Source organism: Streptomyces sp. NPDC127108 (assembly GCF_042677545.1).
Taxonomy (GTDB): Bacteria; Actinomycetota; Actinomycetes; order Streptomycetales; family Streptomycetaceae; genus Streptomyces.
Genome location: NZ_JBHXTE010000081.1, coordinates 1 through 22,546 on the forward strand (window position 1 = coordinate 1; position 22,546 = coordinate 22,546).

Below are 22,546 nucleotides of genomic sequence, written 5' to 3' on the forward strand. Positions count from 1 at the left end.
ACCCTGGACACCATCAAGGCGCTCGCCGAGGAGGGCGCGTGATGCGCACGGCGACCACCGTCGAGGCGTCCGGCGCCGACTGGCAGGACACCGTCACCTACGTCACCGAGGCCGAGAAGCTCGGCCTCGACACCTGCTGGGTCGCGGAGGCCTGGGGCGCCGAAGCGCCGTCCCCGCTCGGCTACTTGGCCGCCCGCACCGAGCGCATCCAGCTCGGCTCCGGCGTCATCCAGCTCGGCACCCGCACCCCCGTGGCCATCGCCCGCGCCGCGATCACCCTGTCGAACATCTCCGACGGCCGGTTCCTCCTTGGCCTCGGTCCGTCCGGGCCGCAGGTCGTCGAAGGGCTGCACGGGGTCCCCTTCGACCGGCCGCTGGCGCGGATGCGGGAGACCGTCGAGATCGTCCGTCAGGCGGTGGCCGGGGACAAACTCGCCTACCAGGGAACGGAGTTCACCCTTCCGCTGCCGGGCGGCGACGCCCGGCCCATGCGGCTTGCGATCCGCGCCGAGCACGACCTGCCCATCCACCTCGCCACGCTCTCACCCCGCATGCTCCGCCTCACCGGCCGCGTCGCCGACGGCTGGCTCGGCACCAGCTTCGTACCCGAAGGCGCCAAGGAGGCCTACTTCGACCACCTCGACGCCGGGCTCGCCGACGCCGGACGGACCCGCGCCGACCTGGACATCTGCCAGGGCGCCGAAGTGGCGTTCGCCGACGACGAGGACGCCCTGCGCACGCTGGTCGGCGGGCGCAAGAAGGAACTCGCCTTCAGCCTGGGCGGCATGGGCACGGCGGCCACGAACTTCTACAACGACGCCTACAGCCGCCAGGGCTGGAGCGAGGTCGCCGCGGCCGTGCGCGCCCGCTGGCAGGCCGGCGACCGGGACGGCGCCGCCGCGCTGATCAGCGACGACATGGTCCTCGCGACGACGCTCATCGGCACCGAGGACCGGGTGCGCGAACGACTGCGGGTGTGGCGGGCGGCGGGCGTCACCACCGTCCGCCTCTACCCGGCCGGTGCCACCCTCGCCGCCCGCCTGACCACCCTGGGCCGGGCCCTCGACCTCGTACGGGACGTCGAGCGGCAGGAACGGGCGGACGGGGCGTAGGTCCGCCTGCCCCCCGGTGAAGTCGCCTACCCCTCGCCCACCCGGGCGAACAGCGGACGCGCCACCGGGAGTCGGCCGTCGGTCGGCGCGCACTGTGCTGTCACCCGGGCCGCGGACTCGGGCAGGAACGGGCCGAGTTGGTCGGCGAGCGTGCGACACGCCCCGACCAGTGACGCCAGGACCTCGTCGAGGCGTTCGCCCGCGGCCCGGTCGCCCGCGCGCTCGGCCTTGGCCAGCTCCCACGGCCGCGTGCCGTCGACGCAGCGGTCGGCCTCCTGGACGACCCGCCACACGGCGGCCGCCGCCCGCCGGAAGTCGAAGTCCGCGAGGGCGTCGTCGACGTGGTCCGGCACCTCACGGCAGACGGCCGCCAACCGCTCCGTGCCCCTGGCCGCCGCACCCCCGGCCACCGTGCTCCGCTCCGGCACCCGGCCGTCGCGGAAGCGGTGCACCATCGTCACGACCCGGTTGACGAGGTTCCCAAGGCCGCCCGCGAGATCGGCGTTCGCGCGCGCCGTGAGCCGTTCCCGCGTGAAGTCCGCGTCCCCGACCCGGGGCACCTCGCGCAGCAGCCACCAGCGGACCGCGTCCGTGCCGAACTCCGCCGTCAGTTCCGCCGGATCGACGGTCGTGCCGTCCGACTTGCTGATCTTGCGGCCGTCGACGGTGAGGTAGTCGTGCACCAGGATGTCGGTGGGCAGCGGCAGACCGGCCGACAGGAGCATGGCGGGCCAGTACACGGCGTGGAAGCGCACGACGCCCTTCCCGAGCAGGTGGCTGCGGCGCGTCGCGCCGGTCCACCACCGGTCGTACGCGGGGTCGTCGGTGCCGAAGCCGAGGCTCGTCACGTAGTTGCCGAGGGCGTCCCACCACACGTACACGACCTGGTCCGGGTCCCCGGGGACGGGGATGCCCCAGCCGCGGGCCCGGGTCTGCGAGCGCGACACGGAGAAGTCGTGCAGACCGCTCTCGATCAGGGCGAGGACCTCGTTGCGGCGCACGGCGGGCTCGATGCGCAGACGGCCGGACGAGATCAGTTCGTGCAGTTGGTCCGCGTACCGGGACAGGCGGAAGAACCAGTTCTCCTCGGCGACGGGCCGGGGCTCCGTGCCGTGCTCGGCGCAGCGGCCGTCGACGAGTTCGGCGGGGGTGTAGAACTGCTCGCAGCCGACGCAGTACAGGCCTTCGTAGTGCTTGCGGTACAGGTCGCCTGAGTCCGCGCACCGCCGCCAGAGGCGCTCCACGCCGACCCGGTGGCGCGGGTCGCGGCTGGTGCGGATGAAGTCGTCGAACGACAGGGCGAGCGGGGCGCGCAGCGCGGCGAACGCGTCCGCGTTGCGGTCCACGAAGTCCCGCACGGGGACGCCGTGGGCCTCGGCGGCGAGGACGTTCTTCAGGGAGTTGTCGTCCGTGCCGGTGAGGAAGCGGACCTCGTCGCCCCGGTGGCGGCGGTGGCGGGCCAGCACGTCGGCCTGGACGAGTTCGAGGGCGAAGCCCAGGTGCGGGCGGGCGTTGACGTACGGAATGGTCGTCGTGACGTAGGTCGTACGGGGTGTGGTCATGGGAGCCTCCAGGATCTCCGGGTGATGTCCGGAAGGGAGAGGCGGGGCTCCGTGCCGTGGCAGCGAACGAGGCCCCGACTCGGGGCCTCGGACACGCTCGTGTCCGCTGTCAGCAGCCCCGGTGGCGGGGCATCATGGCGACGCGGAACTCTGGCGTGATCATGCGGGGATGCTAGCAGCGCGGCGCGTGGCGGGGCCTGCCGTTTTCCGCCGGTGCGTGCCGTCGGGCATGCGCCGCCCGGTACGGGCGGCGGGCCGACCATGGGGTCGTTTACCTGCCAGACCGGGTCCCGTGCCTCCTGGTGGACTGATGCGCGCCCGCAGCGCATCCACATCGATGAGTCGATACGTCGATGTGTGTCCTCCACAGGAACCCCGCCAGGACGGAACCACGCATGCCGCACACCCTCACGACCACCGCCGAGCCCTCCCGGGCGAAACCCCGTTCCCCACTGGTCGGTTGGCTCGCCGTCCTCTCCGTCACGGCGGGCCTCTTCGCCATCGTGACCGTGGAGATCCTGCCCATCGGCCTGCTGCCCGCGATCGGGCGGAGCTTCGACGTCACGGACGGCACGGCCGGACTGACGATGACGATGCCGGGCTTCCTGGCCGCGCTGTCCGCGCCACTGGTGACGACGGCCACGGCCCGCGTGGACCGGCGGATCATGCTGTGCGCCTTCATGGCGCTCCTCGCCCTCGCGAACTTCGTCGTGGCGGTGGCACCGGCGTACTGGCTCGTCCTTGTCTCCCGGGTCCTGGTCGGCGTGACCATCGGCGGGTTCTGGTCGATCGGGGCCGGGCTCGCCGCCCGGCTCGTGCCGCCGGGGTCCGTCGGCCGGGCCACGGCGGTGATCTTCTCGGCGGTGCCGCTCGGGTCGGTGCTCGGCGTGCCGCTCGGCACCTTCGTGGGGGAGGCCGCCGGATGGCGAACGGCCTTCACCGTCATGGGAGTTCTGAGCGTGGGCGTCTGCGGTGCCATGGTCCTCGTGCTGCCGCCGCTGGCGCCGGAAGAAGCCCTGTGCGTGAGCGTGCTGCGGGCCGCGCTGCGCGGCTCCGGCACCCGCTGGGCGCTGCTCGTCACGTTCCTCGTCGTCCTGGCGCACTTCGGCGCCTATACGTACGTGACGCCGTTCCTGCGGCAGGTCACGGACGTGGGTCCGGGCGTGGTCACCGTTTTCCTGCTGGCGTACGGGGCCGCCGGGATCGCCGGGAACTTCATCGGGGGCGCCGCGGTGGCACGCCGGCCGCGCGCCGCGTTCGCGGTGGCCGCGGGGCTGATCGCCGGTGCCGCCCTGCTGCTGCCCGTCCTCGGGGACCGGCCGGGCGGGGCGGTGGTGCTGCTCGTCGTGTGGGGGATCGCGTACGGCGCCGTGCCGGTGTGCTCGGGGGCCTGGTTCGCGGCGGCGGTGCCGCGTTCGCCGGAGGCGGCGTCGGTGCTCTTCACCGCCTCGTTCCAGGCCACGATCTCCTTCGGGGCGCTGGCAGGCGGGGCCGTGGTGGACCGGGCGGCGCCGTCGGCGGTCATGGTGCTCGGCGGGCTCACCGCGGCGGTCGGGGCGGTGGCGGTGGGGCTGCGTCGATGACGGGGACGGGGACGGGGAGAGGTTACGGGGGCGGGCAGAGGTGATGGGGACGGCGGCGATGACCGGGCGCCGCGCGCCCACTGTGCGGGGACCGGCACGGGCGCTGGCGCTCACCGTGCGGCGGTGAGCGCCAGGGCAACACGTGCACCCCGCGCCGCTGTCCGTCAGACGGCGGCCGCGAGCGCCTCGAACTGCGCGTCGGTCAGGGTGATGCCCGCGGCGGCGGTGTTCTGCTCCAGGTGGGCCACCTTGGACGTGCCGGGGATGGGCAGGACCACCGGCGAGCGGCGCAGCAGCCAGGCCAGGGCGAGCTGGGACGGGGAGGCGCCGTGCTCCTTGGCGGCGGCGTCGAGCGGGCCGCCCGGGCGGGCCAGCTCACCGGTGGCCATCGGGAACCACGGGATGAACGCGATGTTCTCGCGCTCGGCGTACTCGAGGACGTCCTCGGAGCCGCGGTTGACCAGGTTGTACTGGTTCTGCACGGAGACGATCTCGGCGTGCTCGCGGGACTCCTTGAGCTGATCCACCGTCACCTCGGAGACGCCGATGTGCCGGATCTTGCCCTCCTTCTGGAGCAGCACGAGCTCGCCGAGCTGGTCGGCGAGCGGGACCTGCTCGTCGATGCGGTGCAGCTGGAACAGGTCGATGCGCTCGACACCGAGGTGACGCAGGCTCAACTCGGTCTGCTGGCGCAGGTATTCGGGGCGGCCCACGGCACGCCAGTCGTCCGGTCCCGACCGGGTCAGACCGGCCTTGGTGGCGATGACCAGGTCGTCGGCGTAGGGGTGCAGGGCCTCGCGGATCAGCACCTCGTTGACTATGGGGCCGTAGGAGTCGGCGGTGTCGATGAACGTCACGCCGAGCTCCACGGCGCGCCGCAGCACGCGAACGGCCTCGTCCCGGTCCTTGGGCTCGCCCCAGACGCCCGGTCCGGTGAGTTGCATCGCGCCGTAGCCGAGCCGGTTGACGGGCAGGTCGCCGCCGAGGGCGAAGCTGCCCGAGGCGTCGGCGGGGCGCGAGGTGTTCGAGGTGCTCATGGGAGCGGTCCTTTCACGGCGTGCGTACGACGAGATGTGTGACTCCGAACCTATGTGCAAGAACGCGTGAAGAGCGGATTCGGCCGTGCGGGGGCAGCCGTCCGACGCGACGTCGGAATGACGGCTGCCCGGCGTCACGTCGGACAGGACAGGGCCGAAGCCGCTGGTGGAGGCGGGCCGGGTGTCAGCCCAGCAGCTTCAGGAGCTCCGTGGCCAGCGGGGCCGACGAGGCCGGGTTCTGGCCGGTGACCAGGTTCCGGTCGACGACCACGTGGGGTGCCCACGGCTCGCCCTCCTGGAAGTCGGCGCCCGCCGCGACCAGGCGGTCCTGGAGCAGCCACTTCGCCCGGTCGGCGAGGCCGGCCTGGGTCTCCTCGGCGTTCGTGAACCCGGTGAGGCGGTAGCCAGCGAAGGCGTTGGTGCCGTCGGCCCCGGTGGCGGCGAGCAGCGCGGCCGAGGCGTGGCAGACGACGCCGAGCGGCTTGCCCGACTCCAGGGCCAGGGACAGGAGTCGCCCGGAGTCCGCGTCGACGGCGAGGTCCTCCATGGGGCCGTGGCCGCCCGGGTAGTACACCGCCGCGTAGTCGCCCAGGTCCACGTCCTCCAGGCGGATCGGCGAACGGAGCGCGGCGAACGACACGAGCCCGGCGGCGATCCGGTTGGCGCCCTCCTGACCGCCGTTGACCTCGGGCGCCAGGCTGCCCCGGTCCACGGGCGGCACGACGCCGCCCGGCGTGGCGACCACGATCTCGTGGCCCGCCGCCCGGAACGCCTCGTACGGCGCCACGGCCTCCTCGGCCCAGAAGCCCGTGGGGTGCTCGGCGCCGTCGGCGAGCGTCCAGAAGGCGGCGCCGGTCATCACGTAAAGAATCTTCGACATGCGTCGAACGTAGGCGTCCGGCACCATAGGAATCCAATAGAAAGACCGCTGTCTGCCATCGGATATCCAATAGGTGATGGGGAATATTCGGGCGGTCCCCAAGCCCCCGAAGGCCGACCGCCACGGACCTCGCGCCGACGAGCGGGGGCGGCGGATATTCCCGGTGTCCGGCGGAAATAGTGCCGACGACCTCGGGGTTGGGTGCTCACATGCGGCAGCGGCACCCCCGTCGCGCCACGGTTCTGGAGGACCCCATGAAGATCGGCATCATCGGCGCGGGCAACATCGGCGGCAATCTCACCCGGCGCCTGACGAAGCTCGGGCACGAGGTGTCCGTGGCGAACTCCCGAGGGCCCGCGACCCTCACCGCCCTTGCCGAGGAGACCGGCGCCACGCCCGTGACCGTCGCCGAGGCCGCGCGCGGCGCCGAGCTCGTCGTCGTCACCATCCCGCTGGGGAAGGTCCCCGACCTGGCGTCCGGCCTGTTCGACGGCGCCGCCGACGGGTTCGCGGTGCTCGACACCGGCAACTACTACCCGGGGCGCGACGGCAGGATCGACGCCATCGAGGACGACGGCGTCACCGAGAGCCGCTGGACCGAGCAGCACATCGGCCACCCGGTCATCAAGGCGTTCAACGGCACGTACGCCGAGGACATCCTCGACAAGCCGCTGCCCAAGGGCGACCCGGAGCGCATGGCGCTGCCCGTCGCCGGTGACGACGAGGCCGCCAAGAAGGTCGTCCGCGACCTGATCGACGAGCTGGGCTTCGACACGGTGGACGCGGGCGGCATCGACGAGTCCTGGCGCCAGCAGCCCGACACCCCCGTCTACGGCCTGCGGGCCGGGGTCGCGGCGGTCACCGACGCGCTCGCGGCGGCTTCCCCCGAGCGCCCGGCGACGTTCCGGGCGTGACCCCGACGTGATCGGGGCGTGAGGGCGCGGGCTCCAGGGGCTGTCCGAGCGGACCTCAGGGCCTGTCCGGCTCGGGAAAGTGGCAGGCCACCTCCCGAGCCTCGCCCGGCGCCCCGATCCGAAGGACCGGTGCCTCGGTCCGGCAGATGTCCTGTGCCTTGGGGCAGCGGGGGTGGAACGTACAGCCGGGCGGAGGCGCGGCAGGGCTCGGGGGGTCGCCCAGGAGCGTGATGCGCTCCCGGGCCCGCTCGGCCGCCGGGTCGGGCAGCGGCACGGCGGAGAGCAGCGCCCGCGTGTAGGGGTGTCTGGGCGCGGCGTACACCCGCTCCTTGGCGCCGATCTCGACGATGCGGCCGAGGTACATGACCGCGACCCGGTCGCAGACCCGCTTGACCACCGACAGGTCGTGGGCGATGAAGAGGTAGGCGAGGCCGAGCTCCCGCTGGAGTCGCTCCATCAGGTTGACGATCTGGGCCTGGACGGAGACGTCGAGGGCGGAGACGGGCTCGTCGGCGACGACGAGGCGCGGCCCGGTGGCAAGGGCCCGGGCGATGCCGACGCGCTGGGCCTGGCCGCCGGAGAACTCGTGCGGATAGCGGTCGCTGTGCTCGGGGATGAGCCCGACGAGCTCCATGAGTTCGAGGGCGCGGTTGCGGGCGTCGGCGGCCGGACTCCCCTGGACGAGAAGGGGGTCGGCGATGATCCGGGCCACGGTCTGGCGCGGGTTGAGGGAGGAGTGCGGGTCCTGGAAGACCATCTGGAGTTCACGGCGCAGGGGCCGCAGTTCGCGCTGCGAGAGATGGCTGATGTCGCGGCCGTCGTAGGTGACCGAGCCGGTGGTGGGTTCCAGGAGGCGCACGATGCTCCGGCCGGTGGTGGACTTGCCGCAGCCGGACTCCCCGACGAGGCCGAGCGTCTCGCCCTCGGCCACGTCGAAGCTGATGCCGTCGACGGCCCGCACGGGAGCCGTGCCGCGCCGCTTGGCCGGGAAGGACATCGTCAAGTCCCGTACGGCGAGCAGTGGTTGAGGTTTCTTGCCGGTGGTCGGATTCGCTGGGGTCATGAGGGGGCGCCTTCGTACGCGGGGAAGTGGCAGGCGGCCGGATGTCCGGCCGGGCCGCCGAGCAGGGGCCGTTCGGTCTCGCACCGCAGGCGTTCGTCCGCCGTGGCGGCCGCCGCCCGGGGGCAGCGGGGTGCGAAGGCGCAGCCGGGGGCCGGGGTGAGCAGGGAGGGCGGGCTGCCGGGGATGGCCCGCAGCGGCTCGTCGTCGGCGTCGTCCAGACGCGGCAGGGAGTCGAGCAGGCCCCGGGTGTAGGGGTGGGCGGGAGTCGCGAACAGCGTGTCCACCGGGGCCTGTTCGGCCGCCCGGCCGCCGTACATCACGAGCACGTCGTGGGCGACCCGGGCGACCACGCCCAGATCGTGGGTGATCATGACGACGGCGAGGCCCCGGTCCTCCTGGAGGCGGGCGATCAGGTCCAGGATCTGCGCCTGCACCGTGACGTCGAGGGCCGTGGTGGGCTCGTCCGCGATGAGCAGCTCGGGCTCGCAGGCCAGAGCCATCGCGATCATCACGCGCTGACGCATGCCGCCGGAGAACTGGTGCGGATACTCGCCCGCGCGGCGCTCCGGCTCGGGGATGCCGACCTCGGCGAGCATCTCCACCGCACGCCGACGGGCCGCCGCGCGGCGGGAGCCGAAGTGCACACGGTGGTGCTCGGCGATCTGCTCGCCGACCGTGTAGTAGGGGTGCAGGCTGGAGAGCGGATCCTGGAAGATCATGGCCATGCGGCGGCCGCGCAGCTTGTTGAGGCCGCGCTCGTCGAGCCCGATGAGCTCCTTGCCCCGCAGCCGGATGGAGCCGGTCACGTCGGCGCCGGTGTGCAGGCCGAGGACGGCCAGGGAGGTGACGGACTTGCCGGACCCCGACTCTCCCACGATGCCGAGGGTCCGCCCCCGGTTCACCTCGAAGGAGAGCTGGTCCACGGCCCGGACCCGGCCGCGTCCGGTCGTGAAGGTGACGCTCAAGTCCCTTACGGAAAGCAGGGGTTCGTTCCGCTCTACGGGTGTCGGCGCGTCCTCGTGGGACAGCAGGGTCATCAGAACCTCACTCGCGGGTCGACGACGGCGTACAGGAGGTCGACGGCCAGGTTGGCGACGACGATGAAGGCGGCGGCGAGCAGCGTGACGCCGAGGATGACCGGCTGGTCGCCGGTGGACAGGGCGCCGTAGAAGAGCCGTCCGATGCCCGGCAGGCCGAAGATGGACTCGGTGATGACGGCGCCCGCGAGCAGCCCGCCCAGGTCCATGCCGAAGAGGGTGAGGATGGGTGTCATCCCTGCCCGCAGGCCGTGCTTGACGACGACCTTGCGGCGCGGCAGGCCCTTGGCGCGGGCCGTGCGGATGTACGGCTCCGCCATCGTCTCGATCATCGAACTGCGGCTCTGGCGGGCGTACATGGCCGCGTACAGGATGGCGAGGGCGAGCCAGGGGAGGAGCAGGTTGGACGCCCAGTCGAGCGGGTCGGAGCCGAAGGGGACGTAACTCGGATAGGGCAGCAGGTCGGCCGTCCGGATCAGGCCGTAGATCAGCATCATCGAGGTGAAGTAGACGGGCAGCGACGCGGCGCCGACCGCGCCGACCATCAGGAGCTTGTCGGTGAGGGTGTCCTTGCGCAGCGCGGCCGTCACCCCCGCGGTCAGGCCGAGCGCCAGCCACAGCACGGCCGCGCCGAGCGCGAGCGAGGCGGAGACCGGAAGGCGGTCCATCAGCAGGCCCCACACGGCCTCGCTGTTCTCGTAGCTGTAGCCGAGGCACGGGAAGTCGCACCGCAGGGCGTACTGGCCGGTGCCGATGGTGCGGCCGGTGAAGATACCGGCGAGGAAGTCCCAGAACTGCTGCCAGATCGGCTGGTCGAGGCCCATGTTGGCGCGGATCGCCGCGAGCCGGTCGGCGCTGCACGACTTGCCGCAGGCCGCGGCGGCCGGGTCGGACGGCAGGACGTAGAAGATGGTGAAGGTGACGGCGGCGATGGCGATGAGCACGCCGGTCACGGCGAGCAGGCGGCGGCCGATGTACAGGATCATGTGCGGCTTCCCCTCGGGTCGAGGATGTCCCGCAGCGCGTCGCCGAGCAGGGTGAACGCGAGCACGGTCAGGAACAGACAGGTGCTCGGGATGACGAAGTACATGGGGTCCGTGTCGTAGAAGGCGACGCTCTCGGCGATCATCTGGCCCCAGGAGGGCGTGGGCGGCCGGACGCCGACGCCGAGGTAGCTCAGCGCCGCCTCGGTGGCGATCATGCCCGGGATGATCAGGGTCGTGTACGCGATGACGGGCCCGGCGACGCCGGGGAGGATGTCGCGGGTGAGGATCCGCCAGGGCCCCGAGCCGCTCACGCGGGCGGCGTCGACGTACTCGCGGTGCTTGAGCGAGAGGGTCTGGCCGCGCACCACGCGGGCGATGCCGGGCCAGCCGAACAGGCCGATCACGGCGGTCATCAGGAGGATCCGGTTGACGTCCTTGGCCACCGACATCATCGCGATCATGAAGATGAGCGAGGGGAAGGACATGGTCAGGTCCATGATGCGGCTGAGGACGGCGTCGACACGGCCGCCGAAGTAGCCGGCCGCGACCCCGGCCGCCGTGCCCGCGATCACGACGATCGCCGTGGCCGCGAAGGCGATGAGGAGGGAGACCTGGGCGCCGTGCACGACGCGGGCGAACAGATCGCGTCCGGTGACGGGTTCAACGCCGAGCCAGTGGTCGGCGGAGATCCCGCCGAGCGGCCCGATCGGCTGCCCGCCGAGGTAGGGGTCGACGGCGGTCTTGTCGAACTCCTCGGGCGACCAGCCGCCGAGCGCGCTCAGCAGCGGGGCGGCGATCGCCATGACGGCGAAGAGCGCGACGATGACGAGGGAGACCTTCGCCGAGGTGCGGCGGCGCAGTTCCGCGCGGGCCAGGCGCCAGGGGCCGCTGCCCGCGGCGACCGGCGCCGGTCGCCGGTCCGTCGCCGGTTTCGGTTCGGGGGTCTTCGGGGTGAGGGTGGTCATGGTGGCGGTGTCCCTCAGCCGTTGCTCTTGGACGGGTCCTTGAGGCCGACCGTGGCGTAGTCGAGCTGGCCGCCGAAGGACGTCTGGCCGTACGCGCCCGCGACGTTGCTGCCGAGGACCAGCGGCCAGCGGCGCACCAGGACCGGGACGGTCGGGGCCTTGGCGAGGATCTCGCCGTCCAGCGCCCGCCAGGCGGCGCCCGCCTTCTCGGCGTCCGTCATGGCGGCGATCTCGTCCATGCGCTTCATGGTCGGCTTGTCGCGGAACAAGGAGTGGTTGCCCGTGTTGCCCTTCTCCTTGATGTAGCGGCCGTCGAAGACGAAGGGCAGGAACGTCGATCCGGACGGGTAGTCCGGGCACCAGCCCGTGTAGACCAGGTCGGTGCGGTTCTTGGTGTCGCCGATCGTGGCGTAGAACGCGGACGGGTCGACGGTCTCGATGGTGACCTTGATCCCCGCCTTGCCGAGCGATGCCTGTATCGCCTCGGCCCGGCCCTTGTCGCCGGTGGAGACGGTCATCTTGGTCGTGAAGCCGTCCGGCTTGCCCGCCTCCTTCAGGAGCTGCTTGGCCTTGTCGACGTCACCGGCGACGGGGATCTTGAGAGTGTCGGGCTGCTTGCCGCCGAAGAGCGACGCGGGCATGTAGGCGGTGGACGGGTCGTTGAAGGCGGGGCCGCCGGACGCGGTGAGCACCGACTCCCGGTCGAGGGCGTACTGCACGGCCTGACGGACCTTCACATCGGTGAACGGGCCGCGTCCGGTGTGCATCTGGACCATGTCCGTGCAGTTGGTGGACTCGGCGATGAGGCGCTTCTTGACCTCGGCGCTCGGCAGCACCTTGGCGGCGCTCTCCGGCCGTACCGCCCCCCAGGAGACGGCGGAGGCGTCGGCGCCCTGCGAGGCGATGAGCCGGTCGTCGATCTGGTTGGCCTTGAGGCCCATCACCATCACGAGCTTGTCCGGGTGGGCCTTGCGCACCGTGTCGGTCGAGGCCTTCCAGTGCGGGTTGCGGACGAGCACCAGCTTCTTCCCGCGCTGATACGACTCGATCTTGTACGGGCCGGAGGAGAAGGGCCTGTTGTCGTACCTCGGTCCCTTGTCCCGCTTCTCCGGCACAGGCGCGAACGTCGGCATCACCGTGACGTTGCGGAACTCCGCGAAGGGCTTGCGCAGTTCGAAGACGATCGTGTGGGCGTCGGGCGTCTTGACGGAGTCCAGGTGCTTGCCGTCGGCCGGGCCCCGGTAGCCCTTGGCCCCGGCGAGGTAGCGGGCCGCGTAGTCGGCGCCGCCGGGCAGGTCGGGGGAGAAGGACCGCTCGACGTTGTACTTGATGTCCTGGGCGGTGACGGGCGTCCCGTCCTCGTACTTGACGCCCTTCTTGAGGCGGAAGGTCCAGGTCCTGGCCCCGTTGGAGGGGGTGCCGAGGTCGGCCGCGAGGTCGGGGACCAGCTCGCCGCCCGCGGTGCCGGGGGCGGCCTTGTACGTGACGAGGGTGCGGTAGAGCAGCCGGGTGCCGAAGTCCATGTCGCTCATGACCCAGTTGCGGGCCGGGTCGAGGTGGGTGAAGTCCTGGTTGGACAGGACGGTCAGGGTGCCGCCGCGCTGCGGAGTGCCCCCGACCACGGCCCCGGCGTTGACGGTCGCGGGATTCTTGCCGCCCCGCCCCTTGCCCGCTTTCGAGCCCGAACAGCCCGCCGTGCCAAGGGTGACGGCCGTCGCCAGGACGGCGGCGACGGCGGTGAGGGTGCGCTTGTTCATCAGTGGTCACTCCGAGAACAGTCGGCCAGCCCCGAGGTGGCTGGAATGTGACCGGTAACATAGTAATGTGAAATTGTACTGGCAAGGCATCGACCCGTCCGTTACTCACCTGTGTCCGAAGGGACCCCAGTGAACGAGCCCGCGTCGACCGGCATCCGCACGGTCAGCCACGACCTCCCCGAATCCCCCGAGTTCGCGTCCTTCATGGCCCGCGACTGGGCGCCGAGCCCGCTCCCCGACGGCATCCGGCTGCCCGCCGCCGACCTCACCCCGGCCCGCCGCGCCCGGCTCTCGGCCCGCTTCCCCGGCGAGCGACTGATCGTCCCGGCGGGGGAGTTGAGGGTCCGCTCCAACGACTGCGACCACCGCTTCCGCCCGCACAGCGCCTACGCCTGGCTGACCGGGCTCACCGGCGAGGACCAGGCGGGGCATGTGCTGGTCCTCGAACCCGACGGGCCGCGCGGCCACGAGGCGGTGCTGCACCTGCGCCCCCGGTCCCCGCGCACCGACAACGGCTTCTACCGGGACCGCCGTTACGGCGAGTTCTGGGTGGGTCGGCGCGCCGACCTCGCGGAGGCCGAGCGGATGACCGGCGTCCGCTGCGTGCCGCTCACCGAACTGCCGCCGGGCAGGAACGCCGCCACCGACAGCGAACTCGCCACCGTGCTCAGCGAGTTGCGCCTGGTCAAGGACCCCTGGGAGGTGGGCCAGCTCCAGCTCGCCGTCGACCACACCACGACCGGCTTCGAGGACGTCGTACGCGCCCTGCCGCGTGCCCTCGCAGAGCCGCGCGGCGAGCGCTGGATCGAGGGGGTCTTCGGCCTGCGCGCCCGCGCCGAGGGCAACGGCACCGGCTACGAGACCATCGCCGCCTCCGGCGCCCACGCCTGCGTCCTGCACTGGATACGCAACGACGGCCCCCTGGACCCACGGGAGCTGCTGCTGCTCGACGCGGGCGTGGAGACCGACAGCCTCTACACCGCCGACATCACGCGGACCCTGCCGCTCTCCGGGCGCTTCTCCCCGGTCCAGCGGCAGGTGTACGAACTCGTCCTCGCCGCACAGGACGCGGGCATCGCCGCGCTGCGGCCCGGCGCCGCCTTCCGCGACTTCCACCGGGCCGCCATGCGCGTCATCGCCGAAGGGCTCGCGGAATGGGGGGTGCTGAAGAACGCCGAGGGGGATTTCCACCGGCGCTACACCCTGTGCAGCAGCGGGCACATGCTCGGCATCGACCTGCACGACTGCGCCCAGGCCAGGGCCGAGGCGTATCTCGACGGGGTCCTCGAGGAGGGGCAGGTGCTCACCGTCGAGCCCGGCCTCTACCTCCAGCCGGACGACGAGACCCTGCCGCGCGAGCTGCGCGGCATCGGTGTGCGCATCGAGGACGACCTCGTCATCACGGCGGACGGGGCCCGTCTGATGTCCGGCGCGCTGCCGAGGACGCCGGACGGAGTGGAGGAGTGGATGGGTGCGCTCCTGGAGGGCTGAGCAGGGGGCGGCCGGGGCCGGACGGCTCAACCGGAGGGGCGGGCCGGGCAGCTGAATCGCAGGAGCGGGCCGGACGGCTGAACCGAGGACGGCTCGTGCGAAACCCTTGGCATCGTCAGTGCCATGTGAAATATTACTGACGTGCTCACGAGAAACTCCTCGGACGTCATCGTCGTCGGCGCGGGCGTCGTCGGCGCGGCCTGCGCCTACTACGCCGCGCAGGCCGGTCTCACCGTCACCGTGGTCGACCGCGGCCCGGTCGCGGGCGGCACCACCGGCTCCGGCGAGGGCAACCTCCTGGTCTCCGACAAGGAGCCGGGCCCCGAGCTCGAACTGGCCCTGCTCTCCACCGAGCTGTGGCGGGAGCTGACCGAACTGCTCCCGCCGCAGATCGAGTACGAGACCAAGGGCGGCCTGGTCGTCGCCTCCGGCGAGGACGGGATGGGCGCCCTGCGCGACTTCGCGGCCCGACAGGAGAAGGCCGGGGTGCGGGCGGAGGAGGTCGCGGCCGACCGGCTCCACGACCTGGAGCCGCATCTGGCCCCCGGCCTGGCGGGCGGCTTCCTCTATCCGCAGGACGCCCAGGTCATGCCCGCCCTCGCCGCCGCCCATCTGCTCAAGGCGGGCGGCGACCGGGTGCGCCTCAGACTCGGCGAGGAGGTCACCGGCCTGCTCACCGGCGGCCACGGCGAACTGCGGGGGGTCGCGACGGCCACCGGAGAGCTGTGTGCTCCGTACGTGGTGAACGCCGCGGGCACCTGGGGCGGCGAGGTCGCCGCGCTCGCGGGCGTGGACCTGCCGGTCCTGCCCCGCAGGGGCTTCGTCCTCGTCACCGAACCGCTGCCGCGTGTGGTGCGGCGCAAGGTGTACGCGGCCGACTACGTCGCCGACGTCGCCAGCGGCTCGGCGGCGCTGCAGACCTCGGCCGTGGTCGAGGGCACGGCGGCGGGGCCGGTCCTGATCGGCGCGAGCCGGGAGCGGGTCGGCTTCGACCGCACCCTGTGCACGGAGGTCCTGCGGCGCCTCGCGGCCCAGGCGACCGCCCTGTTCCCGGTCCTCGCCGGGGTCCGGGCGATGCGCACGTACGCCGGGTTCCGGCCCTATCTGCCCGACCACCTGCCCGCGATCGGACCCGACGCGCGCGTCCCCGGCCTGCTGCACGCCTGCGGGCACGAGGGCGCGGGCATCGGGCTCGCCCCGGCCACCGGCCTGATCGTGGCCCGCTGCCTGACCGGCGGCCGACCACCCCTGGACACGGGCCCGTTCGACCCCGGCCGCTTCATGCCCACGGCCTGACCCGCCGCCACCACGAGAGTCAGCCAGCACCGCGAAGTGCCAGCCACCACCGCGAAGAGTCAGCAACCGCCACGAGAGGAGGCCCACCGTGGCCCGTGCCCGAACCCCCGCCGACCTGGTCGGCGCGCAGCCAGGCCCGTCGTTCGAGATCACCTTCGACGGCCGCCCCGTCCCCGCCCTGCCGGGGCAGTCCGTCGCCGCCGCGCTGTGGGCTGCGGACATCCTCGCCTGGCGCACCACCCGCGTGGGCGGCCGGCCGCGCGGCGCCTTCTGCGGCATCGGACAGTGCTACGACTGCCTCGCCACCATCAACGGCTCGCCCAACCGCCGGGCCTGCCTGGTGCCCGCCCGCCCCGGCGACGCGATCACGACCCAGGAAGGACACGGCCATGAGCGCCTCGGCGTCTGAACCGGCCCACGACCCCAATGCCGCCGGACCGGCCGGTCCCGCCGAGCCGTCCGAGCCGTACGACCTCGCGGTGATCGGCGCGGGCTCCGCCGGTCTCGCCGGGGCGGTGACCGCCGCCGAACTCGGCCTGACCGTGGCCCTGTTGGATACAGCGACCGGAACCGGCGGGCAGTTCTACCGGCACCCGGCACCGGCCACCGGAGCCCTGCGCCCCGAAGCCCTGCACCACGACTGGTCCGCCTACGCCGGGCTCCGCCGACGCCTGGAGGCGAGTGCGGTGACCCGCCTCGGCGGACACCACGTATGGACGGTCTCCCGGGAGGGCGGCTCCCCGGACGGCGACGGGCCGTGGACCGTACACGCGGTCACCGGCGCCGACGGCTGCGCGGAGCGGCCGGTGCGGGTGCGGGCCCGGGCGGTGCTCCTGGCGACCGGCGCGTACGAACGTCAACTCCCCTTTCCCGGCTGGACGTTGCCGGGTGTCGTCGGTGCCGGGGGAGCGCAGGCCATGCTCAAGTCCGGCCTCGTGCTGCCCGGCAGGCGCGTCGTCGTGGCCGGGAGCGGGCCGCTGCTGCTCGCGGTCGCGTCCTCGCTCGCCGCCGCCGGGGCCCGGGTGCCCGCCGTGGTTGAGGCGTCCGGCTACCTGGCGTACGCCCGGCACCCGCGCGTGCTCGCGGCCAACCCGCACAAGCTGGCCGAGGCGGTGCTGCACGGCGGCACGCTGCTGCGGCACCGGGTGCGGCTTCGCACCCGCAGCGCCGTCACCGAAGTGCACGGCCGCGACCGGGTGGAGGCCGTCACGGTCACCCGCGTCGACCGCGACTGGCGGCCGCTGTCGGGGGCGTCGCACCGGATCGCGTGCGACGCGCTCGCCGTCGGCCACGGCCTCGTACCGCAGATCGAACTGGCCACGACGCTGGGATGCGCGACCCGCGCCACGCCCGACCGCGCCACGGCCCTCGTCCTGGACGGCCAGCAGCGGACCTCGGTGCCGGACCTGTGGGCGGCGGGGGAGACCGGCGGTATCGGGGGAGCGCAACTGGCTCGGGTGGAAGGGGAGTTGGCGGGCCTTGCGATCGCATCGCGGCTGCGCGGCCGACCCGCCCGCCCCGGTCGCGTCCGTGAGCTCCAGCGGCGCCGCGACCGCATGCGCGCCTTCGCCGACGCCATGGCCGCCGCGCACGCCCCCGGCCCTGGCTGGTCGCGCTGGCTGACCGACGACACGGACGTGTGCCGGTGCGAGGAGGTGACCGCGGGCAGCATCCGGGCGGCGGTCACCGACCTGGGCGCCCGTGACGCGCGCACCGTCAAGCTCCTCACCCGGGCGGGCATGGGCTGGTGTCAGGGCCGGATGTGCGGGGCGGGCGTGGCCTGCCTCGCGGCGGGTGCCGGGCCGGGGGAGCCGCCCGCCGAGCGCCGCCCGCTCGCGGTGCCGGTACCGCTGGCGGCGCTCACCTCGCTCGACGAACCCGCCGACGGATCCGCGGGCGGCGCCGCCCGCTGACCGCGTCCCCCTTGTGGGCGCCGTACTTTCCTCAATAAAATGTCACACACTATAGAGAGGTCGTCCGACATGACCGACACTGCCTGGAACACCACTCGCCCCTGGCGCGGCATCATGGTCGCCACCGCCCTGCCGCTCCGGGACGACCTGACCGTCGACCACGACGCCTACGCCGAGCACGTCCGCTGGCTCATCGACAACGGCTGCGACGGCGTCGTCCCCAACGGCTCGCTCGGTGAGTACCAGACCCTCACCGACGAGGAGCGCACCCGCGTGGTGCACACGGCCGTCGAGGCGGCGGGCGACGCCGCCCGCGTCATGCCCGGCGTCGCCGCGTACGGCAGCGCCGAGGCCCGGCGCTGGGCCGAGCAGGCCGCCGCGGCCGGCTGCGGCTCGGTCCTCCTCCTGCCCCCCAACGCCTACCGCGCCGACGACGACGCCGTGCGCGCCCACTACGCCGAGGTCGCCAAGGCCGGGGTGCCGGTCGTCGCGTACAACAACCCCATCGACACCAAGGTCGACCTCACCCCCGCCCTGCTCGCCGAACTGCACCGCGACGGGGCCATCGTCGCCGTCAAGGAGTTCACCGGCGATGTGCGCCGGGCCTACGAGATCGCCGAACTCGCCCCGGAACTCGACCTGTTGATCGGCGCGGACGACGTGCTGCTCGAACTCGCCGTGGCCGGGGCGGTCGGCTGGATCGCGGGCTATCCCAACGCCCTGCCCGCCTCCTGCGCCGAGCTCTTCCACGCCGCCGTCGCCGGTGACCTGACCACGGCCCTGCCGCTCTACCGCTCCCTGCACTCCCTGCTGCGCTGGGACTCCAAGACCGAGTTCGTGCAGGCCATCAAGTTGTCCATGGACATCGTCGGCCGACCCGGCGGGCCCGTCCGCCCGCCGCGCTCCCCGCTCTCCGCCGAGGCCGCGAACCGCGTGCGGGAGGCCACCGAGAAGGCCGTCGCGCACGGCCACCGCTGACCGCGACCGCCCGGCTCCACGCCGAGCGACCGCCCGGCTCCGAGCCGACCGCAACCGCCCGCTCCCGAAAGGACCTTCCGTGCGTACGCGTCACGTCTTCCACGCCGTCGATTCGCACACCGAGGGCATGCCCACGCGCGTGATCACCGGTGGCGTCGGGGTCATCCCCGGCACCACCATGGCCGAGCGCAGGCTGCACTTCATCGAGCACATGGACCACCTCCGCACGCTGCTGATGTACGAGCCGCGCGGCCACGCCGCGATGAGCGGAGCGATCCTCCAGCCGCCCACCCGCCCCGACGCCGACCACGGGGTGCTGTTCATCGAGGTCTCCGGCCTCCTCCCGATGTGCGGCCACGGCACCCTCGGCGTCGCCACCGTCCTGGTGGAGACCGGCCTCGTCCCCGTCACCGAACCCGTCACCACGGTGCGCCTCGACACCCCGGCCGGACTCGTCCCGGTCGACGTGCGCGTCGAGGACGGCGTCGCCCTGTCCGCCACGTTCACCAACGTGCCCGCGTTCTGCGTCGGCCTGGAGCGCAAGGCGGAGGTCCCCGGCTTCGGCACGGTCACCTACGACCTCGCCTTCGGCGGCAACTTCTACGCCTTCGTCGAACTCGACGCCCTGGGCCTGCCGTTCGACCGGGCCCGCAAGAACGACCTCCTCGCCGCCGGGCTCGGCCTCATGGACGCCATCAACGCCTCACCGGACCGCCCCGTCCACCCCGAGCGGCCCGACATCGCCGGGGTCAAGCACGTCTATCTGGCCGCGCCCGGCTCCGACGCCCACCACTCGCGGCACGCCATGGCCATCCACCCGGGCTGGTTCGACCGCTCCCCGTGCGGCACCGGCACCTCGGCCCGGATGGCCCAGCTGCACGCCCGCGGCGAGCTGCCCCTCGACCGCGACTTCGTCAACGAGTCCTTCATCGGTACGAAGTTCACCGGCAGGCTCGTCGCCGAGGCCGAGGTCGGCGGGGCGCCCGCCGTCGTACCGACCATCACGGGGCGCGCCTGGGTCACCGGCACCGCCCAGTACTTCCTCGACCCGGACGACCCCTTCCCCGGAGGATTCCTCCTGTGACCGCCGCCGTGTCCCCGCTGTCCGCCTCCGCGTTCAGTTCCGTCAACCCGGCCGACCCCGACGACGTGGTCCTGCGCGTCACCGCCCCGGGCGCCTTCGCCGCCGTGGACACCGTCGAGCGCGCCCGCGCCGCCCAGGCGGGCTGGCTGCTCGCCGGGGCGGCCGCCCGCTCGGCCGCCCTCGGCGCGGTCGCCGCCGCCGTCGAGGCCGAGGCGGCGGGCCTTGCCGCGCTCGCCGTGCGCGAGGTGGGCAAGCCGCTCACCGAGGCCCGGGCCGAGGTCGCGCGCACCGCCGCGATCTGGCGGTACTACGCCCAGACCCCCTACGACCCCGTCGGCGCCGTCCACGAGACGGCCGCCGGAGCCGGTCTCCTGCTCAGCCGCCGTCGGCCGCACGGCGTCGCCGGGCTCATCACCCCCTGGAACTTCCCCCTCGCCATCCCGAGCTGGAAGGCGGCCCCGGCGCTCGCCGTCGGCAACGCGATCGTCCTCAAGCCCGCCCCGCAGGCCACGGCCTGCGCCCAGCGCCTCGCCGAGATCGTCCAACGGGCGCTGCCCGCCGGGGTGTTCACCGTCCTTCCCGGCGACGCCACCGAGGGCAACGCGCTCGTCTCCGCCTCCGACGTGGTCTCCTTCACCGGTTCCACCGCCGTCGGCCAGGCGGTCGTGCGCACCGCCACCGCCCGCGGCATCCCCGTCCAGGCCGAGATGGGCGGTCTGAACGCTGCCATCGTCCTGCCGGACGCCGACATCGAGCGGGCGGCCGCGCACATCGCCGCCGCGATCGCCGGATACGCGGGCCAGAAGTGCACCGCCACCAGCCGTGTGATCGCCGTCGGCGCGGCCCTCGACCCGCTGCGCGAGGCTCTCGGCGAGGCGCTGCGGGCCGTCCCGGTCGGTGACCCGGCCGACCCGGCCACCGTGTGCGGGCCGCTCATCGACGCGCGCGCCCGCGACCAGGTCGGCGACGCGGTGCGCGGTCTGCGCGTGCTCGCGGGCGCCGCCGTGCCGGACGGGCCCGGCTGGTACGCGGCCCCGGCCCTGGTGGAGGACGTTCCCCCGGGCCACCGGCTGCTGTCCGAGGAGGTCTTCGGGCCCGTCGCCGCGTTGCTGCCCGCGGGGGACCTCGCCCAGGCGGTGCGGATCACCAACTCCGTCCCGCACGGCCTGGTCACCTCGCTGCACACCGCGGACCTGGACGCGGCCATCGGCGGACTCGATCACCTCGACACCGGCATGATCCGGATCAACGCCCCGTCCACCGGCGTCGACTTCCACCTGCCGTTCGGCGGCACGAAGGCTTCCAGCCAGGGGCCGCGTGAACAGGGCCGGGCGGCCCTGGAGTTCTATGCGGCGACCCGGACCTACACCCTGGCGCCCGCGAAGTCGGCGTGACGCCTGGTTCCGTGTGATGCCGCTGCGGGCCGGTGGGGGCTGGTCGCGCAGTTCCCCGCGCCCCTGTCGGGGCCCGATCGCGCAGCTCTCCGCGGCCCTGGCGGGGCTCGCGGTGCCGTCCCCATCCGGAGAAGGGCTCATGAACCCTGCCTACACGACCGTCGATCACTTCTTCACCGTCCCCCTGGATCACTCCGTCCCCGGCGGAGTGACCATCCAGGTCTTCGCCCGTGAGGTCGTCGACCCGGGGCGTGCCGGAGAGCGACTGCCCTGGCTGCTCTATCTCCAGGGCGGTCCGGGCGGCAAGTCGCCGCGTCCGTCGGCCGGTTCGCCGGGGTGGCTGGACGAGGCGCTCAAGACCCACCGGGTGCTGCTGCTCGACCAGCGGGGCACCGGCCGCTCCACCCCCGTCACCGCCAGGGCCGCCGCCCGCTTCGCCGACCCGGCCGGCCTTGCCGCGCATCTCGGGCACTTCCGCGCCGACGCGATCGTCGCCGACGCCGAGCTGATCCGCCGTCAACTCTGCGGCGACGAGCCCTGGGAGACCCTCGGCCAGAGTTACGGAGGCTTCCTCACCCTCACCTATCTGTCCCGGGCGCCGGAGGGCCTCAAGGCCTGCTACGTCACCGGCGGCCTGCCCGGGCTCACCGCCACCGCCGACGACGTCTACGCCCGTACCTACCCGCGCGTACGCGACCGCGTACGCGGCCTCTACGCCCGGTATCCGCAGGACGCCACCCGGCTGCGCCGGATCGCGGACCTCCTCGCGGCCAAGGACGTCCGGCTGCCCGACGGGGACCGTCTCACCGTCCGCCGGCTGCGCACGCTCGGGCTCGCCCTCGGCATGGGCGACGGATTCGAGCGGATCCACTGGCTGCTCGACGAATCCCTCGAAGCCGACGGGGAGTTGAGTGACACCTTCCTGCGCCAGGTGATGGTCGTGACCGGCTTCACCGACAACCCGCTCTTCGCCGTCATGCAGGAGACGCTCTACGGGCAGGGCGCGGGCCCCACCGGCTGGGCCGCGGACCGCGCCCTCACGGACTTCGCCGAGTTCACCGAGGACGCGGACCCACTGCTGCTCACCGGCGAGATGATCTACCCCTGGATGTTCCGTGACATCGCGGGCCTGCGCCCGTTCGCGGACGCCGCCGACCTGCTGGCCGACCGCACGGACTGGCCCCCGCTGTACGACCTCGAACGGCTCGCGGCCAACGAGGTCCCCCTCGCCGCGATCGTCTACCACGACGACATGTACGTGGACGCCGGACTCTCCCTGCGCACCGCGTGCCAGGTCGGCGCCGCCCGCGTCTGGGTCACCAACGAATGGGAGCACGACGGCGTCACCGCGTCCGGCGGCCGCGTCCTGGAACGCCTGAGGGCGATGGCCGCGGGCCGCGCCTAGGGCCTGTCCGGCGGATCTTCGCGGGCCCGCGACGCCTGGCACGCACTCTCGCCGCACGCCCGAATCACCCAAGTACGTCCAGTACGAGG

General features: G+C 73.1%; 19 protein-coding genes. 11 read left to right on the forward strand and 8 right to left on the reverse strand.

Translation table 11 applies throughout. The features are described from left to right. The first annotated feature begins 41 nt into the window (after window positions 1-41). Window positions 42-1,112 carry an LLM class flavin-dependent oxidoreductase gene (locus tag ACFVHO_RS39405; RefSeq protein ID WP_385725345.1) on the forward strand — a complete coding sequence of 357 codons (1,071 nt, stop codon included), beginning with the start codon at window positions 42-44 and terminating at the stop codon, window positions 1,110-1,112. Between the two features lie 26 nt (window positions 1,113-1,138). Here ACFVHO_RS39405 and ACFVHO_RS39410 read toward each other — a convergent pair whose 3' ends face one another. Continuing rightward, window positions 1,139-2,674: a methionine--tRNA ligase gene (locus ACFVHO_RS39410; RefSeq protein ID WP_385725346.1), complete on the reverse strand. Its 1,536-nt coding sequence runs from the start codon at window positions 2,672-2,674 to the stop codon at window positions 1,139-1,141. Window positions 2,675-3,069: 395 nt separating this feature from the next. Between ACFVHO_RS39410 and ACFVHO_RS39415 the strand changes: the two genes are divergently transcribed. Further along, the gene (locus ACFVHO_RS39415; protein WP_385725347.1) at window positions 3,070-4,257 is read left to right on the forward strand and encodes an MFS transporter; all 1,188 of its coding nucleotides are present in this window, start codon (window positions 3,070-3,072) and stop codon (window positions 4,255-4,257) included. Between the two features lie 164 nt (window positions 4,258-4,421). Here ACFVHO_RS39415 and ACFVHO_RS39420 read toward each other — a convergent pair whose 3' ends face one another. Then, on the reverse strand, window positions 4,422-5,294 hold the full coding sequence (locus ACFVHO_RS39420) for an aldo/keto reductase (RefSeq protein ID WP_385725348.1): 873 nt from the start codon (window positions 5,292-5,294) through the stop codon (window positions 4,422-4,424). 184 nt (window positions 5,295-5,478) lie between these two features. Then, entirely contained in the window at window positions 5,479-6,174 is a 696-nt protein-coding gene (locus ACFVHO_RS39425) for a type 1 glutamine amidotransferase domain-containing protein (protein ID WP_385725349.1), read from the reverse strand. A 254-nt stretch (window positions 6,175-6,428) separates the two neighbouring features. Here ACFVHO_RS39425 and ACFVHO_RS39430 point away from each other — a divergent pair, with 254 nt between their 5' ends. After that, window positions 6,429-7,088, forward strand: a complete 660-nt coding sequence (locus tag ACFVHO_RS39430; protein WP_385725350.1) for an NADPH-dependent F420 reductase — start codon at window positions 6,429-6,431, stop codon at window positions 7,086-7,088. A gap of 55 nt (window positions 7,089-7,143) precedes the next feature. Here the strand turns inward: ACFVHO_RS39430 and ACFVHO_RS39435 are convergent, their stop codons facing one another. From ACFVHO_RS39435 to ACFVHO_RS39455, 5 genes are read right to left on the reverse strand one after another with little or no spacing between them, the layout of a single operon-like run. After that, entirely contained in the window at window positions 7,144-8,151 is a 1,008-nt protein-coding gene (locus ACFVHO_RS39435) for an ABC transporter ATP-binding protein (RefSeq protein WP_385725351.1), read from the reverse strand. Beyond that, window positions 8,148-9,188 (reverse strand): ABC transporter ATP-binding protein, encoded by a 1,041-nt coding sequence (locus ACFVHO_RS39440; protein ID WP_385725352.1) that lies wholly within the window; start codon window positions 9,186-9,188, stop codon window positions 8,148-8,150. The genes ACFVHO_RS39435 and ACFVHO_RS39440 overlap by 4 nt, the downstream gene beginning before the upstream one ends. Then, window positions 9,188-10,174, reverse strand: a complete 987-nt coding sequence (locus ACFVHO_RS39445) for an ABC transporter permease (protein WP_385725353.1) — start codon at window positions 10,172-10,174, stop codon at window positions 9,188-9,190. The genes ACFVHO_RS39440 and ACFVHO_RS39445 overlap by 1 nt, the downstream gene beginning before the upstream one ends. Continuing rightward, window positions 10,171-11,139, reverse strand: coding sequence for an ABC transporter permease (locus ACFVHO_RS39450; protein ID WP_385725354.1), 969 nt, complete (start codon window positions 11,137-11,139; stop codon window positions 10,171-10,173). Before ACFVHO_RS39450 ends, ACFVHO_RS39445 begins: the two co-directional genes overlap by 4 nt. 14 nt (window positions 11,140-11,153) lie before the next feature. Further along, the gene (locus ACFVHO_RS39455; RefSeq protein ID WP_385725355.1) at window positions 11,154-12,896 is read right to left on the reverse strand and encodes an ABC transporter substrate-binding protein; all 1,743 of its coding nucleotides are present in this window, start codon (window positions 12,894-12,896) and stop codon (window positions 11,154-11,156) included. Between the two features lie 129 nt (window positions 12,897-13,025). On the opposite strand from ACFVHO_RS39455, the gene ACFVHO_RS39460 reads away from it, so the two are divergent. The 8 genes from ACFVHO_RS39460 (at window position 13,026) to ACFVHO_RS39495 (ending at window position 22,457) form a co-directional block, all read left to right on the forward strand. Beyond that, the gene (locus ACFVHO_RS39460) at window positions 13,026-14,387 is read left to right on the forward strand and encodes an aminopeptidase P family protein (RefSeq protein WP_385725356.1); all 1,362 of its coding nucleotides are present in this window, start codon (window positions 13,026-13,028) and stop codon (window positions 14,385-14,387) included. Window positions 14,388-14,528: 141 nt separating this feature from the next. Next, window positions 14,529-15,683 (forward strand): NAD(P)/FAD-dependent oxidoreductase, encoded by a 1,155-nt coding sequence (locus ACFVHO_RS39465; RefSeq protein WP_385725357.1) that lies wholly within the window; start codon window positions 14,529-14,531, stop codon window positions 15,681-15,683. An 88-nt stretch (window positions 15,684-15,771) separates the two neighbouring features. Further along, on the forward strand, window positions 15,772-16,092 hold the full coding sequence (locus ACFVHO_RS39470; protein WP_385725358.1) for a (2Fe-2S)-binding protein: 321 nt from the start codon (window positions 15,772-15,774) through the stop codon (window positions 16,090-16,092). Then, window positions 16,073-17,596 (forward strand): NAD(P)/FAD-dependent oxidoreductase, encoded by a 1,524-nt coding sequence (locus ACFVHO_RS39475; protein WP_385725359.1) that lies wholly within the window; start codon window positions 16,073-16,075, stop codon window positions 17,594-17,596. The genes ACFVHO_RS39470 and ACFVHO_RS39475 overlap by 20 nt, the downstream gene beginning before the upstream one ends. Before the next feature lie 69 nt (window positions 17,597-17,665). Further along, a complete protein-coding gene (locus tag ACFVHO_RS39480; RefSeq protein ID WP_385725360.1) occupies window positions 17,666-18,574 on the forward strand; it encodes a dihydrodipicolinate synthase family protein in 909 nt (302 codons plus the stop codon). A gap of 79 nt (window positions 18,575-18,653) precedes the next feature. Continuing rightward, entirely contained in the window at window positions 18,654-19,658 is a 1,005-nt protein-coding gene (locus ACFVHO_RS39485; protein ID WP_385725361.1) for a proline racemase family protein, read from the forward strand. Beyond that, entirely contained in the window at window positions 19,655-21,052 is a 1,398-nt protein-coding gene (locus ACFVHO_RS39490) for an aldehyde dehydrogenase family protein (RefSeq protein ID WP_385725362.1), read from the forward strand. The genes ACFVHO_RS39485 and ACFVHO_RS39490 overlap by 4 nt, the downstream gene beginning before the upstream one ends. 139 nt (window positions 21,053-21,191) lie before the next feature. Then, complete coding sequence (locus ACFVHO_RS39495) at window positions 21,192-22,457, forward strand: alpha/beta fold hydrolase (RefSeq protein ID WP_385725363.1); 1,266 nt, start codon at window positions 21,192-21,194, stop codon at window positions 22,455-22,457. Window positions 22,458-22,546 lie beyond the last annotated feature (89 nt).

Excerpts from the sequence above, each read along its gene's own strand:
- ACFVHO_RS39435 (WP_385725351.1), bottom strand. The coding sequence starts at position 8,151 with ATGACCCCAGCGAATCCGACCACCGGCAAGAAACCTCAACCACTGCTC.
- ACFVHO_RS39445 (WP_385725353.1), bottom strand. The coding sequence starts at position 10,174 with ATGATCCTGTACATCGGCCGCCGCCTGCTCGCCGTGACCGGCGTGCTC.
- ACFVHO_RS39440 (WP_385725352.1), bottom strand. The coding sequence starts at position 9,188 with ATGACCCTGCTGTCCCACGAGGACGCGCCGACACCCGTAGAGCGGAAC.
- ACFVHO_RS39405 (WP_385725345.1), top strand. The coding sequence starts at position 42 with ATGCGCACGGCGACCACCGTCGAGGCGTCCGGCGCCGACTGGCAGGAC.
- ACFVHO_RS39475 (WP_385725359.1), top strand. The coding sequence starts at position 16,073 with ATGAGCGCCTCGGCGTCTGAACCGGCCCACGACCCCAATGCCGCCGGA.
- ACFVHO_RS39450 (WP_385725354.1), bottom strand. The coding sequence starts at position 11,139 with ATGACCACCCTCACCCCGAAGACCCCCGAACCGAAACCGGCGACGGAC.
- ACFVHO_RS39480 (WP_385725360.1), top strand. The coding sequence starts at position 17,666 with ATGACCGACACTGCCTGGAACACCACTCGCCCCTGGCGCGGCATCATG.
- ACFVHO_RS39410 (WP_385725346.1), bottom strand. The coding sequence starts at position 2,674 with ATGACCACACCCCGTACGACCTACGTCACGACGACCATTCCGTACGTC.
- ACFVHO_RS39495 (WP_385725363.1), top strand. The coding sequence starts at position 21,192 with ATGAACCCTGCCTACACGACCGTCGATCACTTCTTCACCGTCCCCCTG.
- ACFVHO_RS39430 (WP_385725350.1), top strand. The coding sequence starts at position 6,429 with ATGAAGATCGGCATCATCGGCGCGGGCAACATCGGCGGCAATCTCACC.
- ACFVHO_RS39420 (WP_385725348.1), bottom strand. The coding sequence starts at position 5,294 with ATGAGCACCTCGAACACCTCGCGCCCCGCCGACGCCTCGGGCAGCTTC.
- ACFVHO_RS39415 (WP_385725347.1), top strand. The coding sequence starts at position 3,070 with ATGCCGCACACCCTCACGACCACCGCCGAGCCCTCCCGGGCGAAACCC.
- ACFVHO_RS39455 (WP_385725355.1), bottom strand. The coding sequence starts at position 12,896 with ATGAACAAGCGCACCCTCACCGCCGTCGCCGCCGTCCTGGCGACGGCC.
- ACFVHO_RS39425 (WP_385725349.1), bottom strand. The coding sequence starts at position 6,174 with ATGTCGAAGATTCTTTACGTGATGACCGGCGCCGCCTTCTGGACGCTC.